Origin of the sequence: Commensalibacter sp. M0355 (assembly GCF_016101365.1) — a bacterium.
Lineage (GTDB): Bacteria > Pseudomonadota > Alphaproteobacteria > Acetobacterales > Acetobacteraceae > Commensalibacter > Commensalibacter melissae.
In genome coordinates this window covers 1-6,125 of the sequence record NZ_JACFQQ010000002.1, presented here as the reverse complement: position 1 = coordinate 6,125, position 6,125 = coordinate 1, and the positions used below count along the sequence as shown (strand labels likewise).

Here is a 6,125-nt window from a genome sequence, read left to right as displayed (position 1 = left end):
TCCTGAACAACAGGGATGCCTCCATTAGCAGCTTGAACGGGGATGGAACACTTGCCATCGCCAATAGCCTTCTCAATGCGGGAAGTCTTTACAGTTCTAAGGGTTATTTAACTTTATCGGCATCTTCTCTGTCCAATTCAGGCTCTATATTCGGTAAAACAGCAACGCAATTATTAATAGGCAATCTCTTAACTAATGAAGGTTCTATTTCCGATACAGATAATACTTTAAAAGGCGGAATGATCCAGTCAGAAGGTGACATTAACATTGCAGCAAATTCTCTGAATAATACAGGGTTAATAAATGGATCAAAAGCGGTTACCCTGACATTGGGTGGAGATGTTATCAACCATTCTATGGGTCAGTATTCAGGCGTAATTCAGTCTGGAAAGATCATGCAGATGACGGCTAAAACCCTGCAAAATGACAATGGACAAATTTTAAGTGATGATAATTTACATTTAAATGTTTCTGATAAAATAAGTAATGGAGGATTTCTGCAAGCCAGTAAGGGATTAACGTTATCAACATCTTTTTTAGACAATTCAGGAAATATACTGGCGCTAGATGGTGATTTGGCTATTATACCCTTACAACTTATCCCTACTTTGTCATCAATTACAAATACAGGCAAAATTCAGGCAAATGGAAATATTATAATCAATGCTGCTGCCTATCAAGGTGATGATATGGCTTTATTGACAGCACAAAAGCAAATTCACGCTACCTATACTGGTAATGTTGGTAATAATGGCCAGATTGCAGCAGGTTCTGGACTGGATTTAATTTCTAATTCCTTAATAAACGGAATTTCAGGATTGATTTATACCGGTAATAATGATCTGACCCTGACTGTGATGGGGCAACAGGGATTATTTAATCAGGGAAATATTCAAACAAATGCTGTGGACAGTCATCTTTTACTAAATAGCCTAACCATGATTAATGAGGGCATCGTTTTTGCAAAAGGGAAAGCCACTTTAAAGGCTAATCAGCAGTTCATAAACCGGATTAACCAAGATCATGTTGGTCAAATTCTTGTTCAGGGAGGTGATCTGACGGTTTTTTCTTCAAAGTTTAACAATGCAGGAATCTTGATTGGTCATCAGAATTTACAGCTTGTTGCCTCCGTTCTGGAGAATAACGGATATGTATCTGCTGTTCGCTCATTAAATATCCAAACATCAGAGAGAACAGGTAATCAAACAACCCATACTGGAATTTCCTTTAATAATGAAAAGCTTGCTTCTGGTTCATTGATTGGTGACACTGTTCAGATATCTTCACAGGTTATAGATAATGAAGGAGGATGGATCCAGGGAAAAAATACTGTCAATCTTACAGCTGACAGGATTGATAATAATCTTGATGGTGTCATTTTATCAACAAATGCGAACACAATATTGCAAGGAAGAGGATCGACAGTTCAGGAAAGTGTTCCAGTTATTATAATTAACAACAATCAGGGGAATATACAGGCTTTTAGTGATCTTTCAATTGCAGCTAAACAATTGAATAACAATAATGGTGTATTGACCAGTCAAAAAGGAAGTATTCGTTTCAATCAAGGTTCTTCCGCTCTTGCGCTGGAACAGTTTTTAAATGAAAAAGGAACGGTTCAGTCTTTTGGTGATATAGATCTTGCTGTCAATCATCTTGAAAATTCTGCAGAAAGCAAAATTCTTTCTAATGGATTATTATCACTTATGATTGGTTCTGATTTTGTAAATCAAGGGAATTTATGGGGTGGAAAAGGTATAAATCTGTCTGCATCTAACCTGGTTAACACTCAAAGCGGAATGATCAGTGCAGATCAAGGTTCTATTATTTTTAATATTCAGAAAGGATATTTGAAAAATCAAGGAATCGTTCAAAATATTGATACGTTAGGGAATATCTCTGTATTCGCCAATACGTTTGTGAATGATAATGGCAGAATATATTCCAATTCGGATATAAATTTACAAGCTGATTCTTTGTTATCAAATCAAAATAATGGAGAGATTACTGCCTATAAACAAGGAAACATAGCGCTTTCTGCTTCCGCTTTGAATAATCAGGGGCTTATTCTTGCAGGAGGTCAACTTGTTGCTAATAGCTCGGCAGATATCAATAATCTTGAAAACGGTTATTTATATGGCTCTAAAGGTTTAGTTCTTAACTCCAATACGGCTATTCACAATCAAGCCCATGGTCAAATCGGATCAGACACAGGAACATTATCGCTTGTTGCGCCTCGTGTAACATTGGACAGATATGGGCAGGTTCTCACCTCAAATGGCACGGCAGATCTGATTGCTTTGCAAGCTCTAGATAATAAAGGATGGTTGCAAGCAAAACAAAATATCCAGATTTTTACACCATCTTTGGATAATTCTGAGGGAGTAATTATCAGTACAAATGGTGGCACGACGATTGCGCAAAATCAAAATGGAAACGGATTAAATGAATTAAACAATTACAAAGGAACTTTGCAAGCTGCAACAGGAATGAACCTTTATGCCAAGAATATAAACAATCAGGGTGGAATGATAATAACACAGCAAGCTACTGATGAAAATGTTAGGGGGAATATGGTTCTTGCTGCTAACCGGCAAAATCAGGCACTATCCTTTTTAAACCTGAATGAGAACGGTATTATACAATCTTCAGGTAATATAGATATGCACGTCCTAAGCAATGGACTTTCATCCACCGGCCAGATTCTTTCTGCTGCCGCACTGAATGCAACAATTGAAGGGGATCTAAAAAATAACAGTATTATCTTCGGGGCATTAGGGGGAGCAAATGAAGGTGGTCTGGTTAATCTCAATATTCATGGAGATTATGAAGCCGGACAGGATGGTGGGATAACCTCTAATGGCGATATTCATGTCACGGCAAGAAACATCATAAATAATGGTGTCATATTGGCCATGAATGGATTGGTCTTGGATGGGACCTCGCTTCAAAACAATCAATCTGGATTATTAAGTAGCGGAAACAACCTGACAATCAACATTAAAGGCAATAATGGACAAAACACGCTGAATAATTATGGGGTTATCCAGTCGGATTTGGGATCTATCGCCATGGATGTTGATGGGGATATAATCAACAAGGGAGGGTTAATTCGTACACAGAGCGCCAATGGGGATATTGCAATCAAGGCCGCCTCTTTTACCAACAGCTATACTGGGAAACTTGTTACGGAAACAATTGACAGCACTACTATCTATGATAAGGCGATTAACGATGAAGGACAGGAAGGATACGGAAAATCCAACAAACAGATAGCCCTTGAGGAAGACTTAAATACAAGTGGCTGGGGTGGGGATAGCAATTTATACAAATATTTTTGGAAGGGTAATGTAAAAATGATCAAGGTTTACGCTCCCAAAGATATGTACAAAGCGGATGGGACCCCAGCAAGTGGTTATTTTTACATGTTTCTATCCCAGGGTAGGGGTAATCCAAAAGCAAGGATTGAGGTGACGGAAACTGGAACAAGAACAACCTTGAAAGGCAGTTCAGCCATTGTTACGGCCGGTCATGACTTGATCATTGAAACTTCCGGAAAGATTGTCAATGATGTAAGCCATTTGGAAGCGGGTCATGATATGACCCTGAATGCGTCATCCCTGGACAACATCGGGTATAAAGATGATATAACTTTTAAACTGGTATGTCACAATGGTAAACTTTGCCGATCCCTATATCCAAAAGATCCAGCCAATGCAGCCAATCCTCCTTATTCACATCCACCTCCATTAGATGGTAACAATAAAAATATTGCATATGTATGGGGGGATAGTTCATATAATCCCGGATTGAGCGGCACGATTATGGCAGGTGGAACCCTGATAGGGATAGTGGCCAATCAGGTTAATAACCGGACAATCAAGATACATGCATCTCCTGATGACTATGTCACGGTCAATCCAAGCCTTCCCTCGGGAAAACAATTGACATCTGTCCAGAGTGAAACGGGCAGAAACGGATTGAATGGGCCTGGAGAAGGTAATCTGGTCAATAGTTCATCAAGTGGAAAAGGGGTAAACGGTCAAAACACCTCGCTTCCAGGATATGGTGGGGTAGGCAATCCCGAGGGAATTGATCCGGGTTTGCATGTCCATCTTCCAGGTTTTAATTATCAGGGAGTTTCTGAAAGTGTTGACGATATACTCTCATCCATTGCCGGTGGACACGCTTTGTTCAGACCTAATCCGGATATTAAGGGCAATGACACCGCCAGTATTGGTGAAATAACCGGAGGAAACATTCACAGTATCAATAACGGCAATATCAATAATAATAAAACGAGTGGTAATATTAATATTAATGGTAACAGTAACAGCAATATTAATAGTAATAAAACAATTGGTAATATCAATGTTAATGGAAACAGTAATATTGACAATATCAGCAATAATGAAAGTCTTGCCAAACCCGGTACAGCTCCAGCCAAGGTAGGGCGGGCGGTTAATATCAACGATGCGGGCAAAATCAGTGAAGCCGCCACCCAGCAGGGTAGGGTCAATACAAGTGGCGTGCCGGAGGGGTCAAGCTATCTTATTGAAACCCGTCCACAATATACATCCTTGCAGAAATTCTATGGGTCGCAATATCTGCTTGATCACCTGAATATTGCCGGCTCATATATGTTCCTGGGGGATGCGGGGTTTGACAGCAACTATATACAGCAGCAATATCTTCAGGCAACAGGGCACAGCTTTGTCGGTGGAACATATAACAATGCCGCTGATATGATGAAGGAACTTCTCGACAATGCGACCGATGAGGCCGACCAGCACGGGTTCAAATTCGGCGCCGCCTTGACAAAGGAGCAGCAGGCCTCACTTTCCAAGGATATTGTCTGGTATGTTCCCGCGCTGGTTGATGGCAGACAGGTACTGGTTCCCCAGCTGTATCTTTCACCAAAAACCGCGGTGATATCCGGCGCTGCCATCGTGGGTAAGGATGTCGGTATCCAGGCCGGCTCCATTCTCAATTCCGGCCTGATGGAGGGGACACACTCGATCGCGCTCACCAGCACACATGGCAACATCATCAATGATGGCGGAACCATAAGGGGCGGGGACATGTCCCTTAATGCCCAGAACGGCTCGATCATCAACCGCGACACGATCAACAACTATCTTGTTGAGGGGGGAACATCCTCCTATCTTGGTTCACAGGGAAAGATCCTTGCCTCTGGAACCATGGGGATCAAGGCGAGTGACAGTATCATCAGCCGTGGTGGAAGCATCCAGTCCGGATCCGATATGGCGATGCAGGCCGGTTCGATCGATATCGGTGCGGCAGAGCTGAATGCCGCCGCCTCCAGCGCCAGTTACGGAAAGCATGAAATGCTGGCCTTTAACGGTAACCAGACCAAGAACTATGGAACCATGGTCAGTGCCGGTAGAAACGCCATCCTGCAATCCACAAGGGGTGACCTGAACCTTGCGGGCAGCACCCTGAATGTCGGGGGTGATGCAGCCCTGTCATCCGCGGGCAATATCGGACTGAACGCCGTTACGGACAAGGGCCTCACCGATGTTAGGGGACATAAATCAGGTGCATTCAATTCAAGTTCGTTCGAGGAAAAAAGAGCCTATACCAATGATATTGGATCGGCTGTCATTGCGGGTGGACAAATCGGCATCTCTGCGAAAAACGATGTTAGCCTGGCAGGGGCTGTCGCGTCCAAAAATGATGTTAATATCAACGCTGGCGGCAATATAACCGAGAACGCGCTAAACTATTCCAACGATACATATGATTATCACCAGACGAAGAAGTTCGGTTTCTTCACGAACGAGGCGCAATTGAGCGTGCAAATTGGCCAAAAGAACGTCACTGATAAAAAATCGACATCCAATTCCCTGCATACGGCCAGTGACATTATCTCAACCGAGGGTAATGTCAACCTGAATGCAGGCAAGGATATCAATATCAACGGTTCCAATGTTATTGCGGGAAGGGATATCAATATGTCCGGAGATTCAGTGAACTTCAATGCGGTTCAGGATGTATTCAGGGGTGACCAGAAACATAAGGACAGCTTTACGGGGATAGGCCTGAGTGCGAGTGGCCTTCTGGCGAACCTTGCTAAGACGGGCTTTGCGGCGGCCAACACGACG

Annotated in this window: 1 protein-coding gene; it reads left to right on the top strand. The window is 42.5% G+C overall.

Going from position 1 to position 6,125, the window contains the following annotated elements; all coding sequences use genetic code 11:
- On the top strand, nt 1-6,125 hold a 6,125-nt coding region (locus H3T44_RS03835; RefSeq protein ID WP_199276112.1), incomplete at both ends, for a hemagglutinin repeat-containing protein.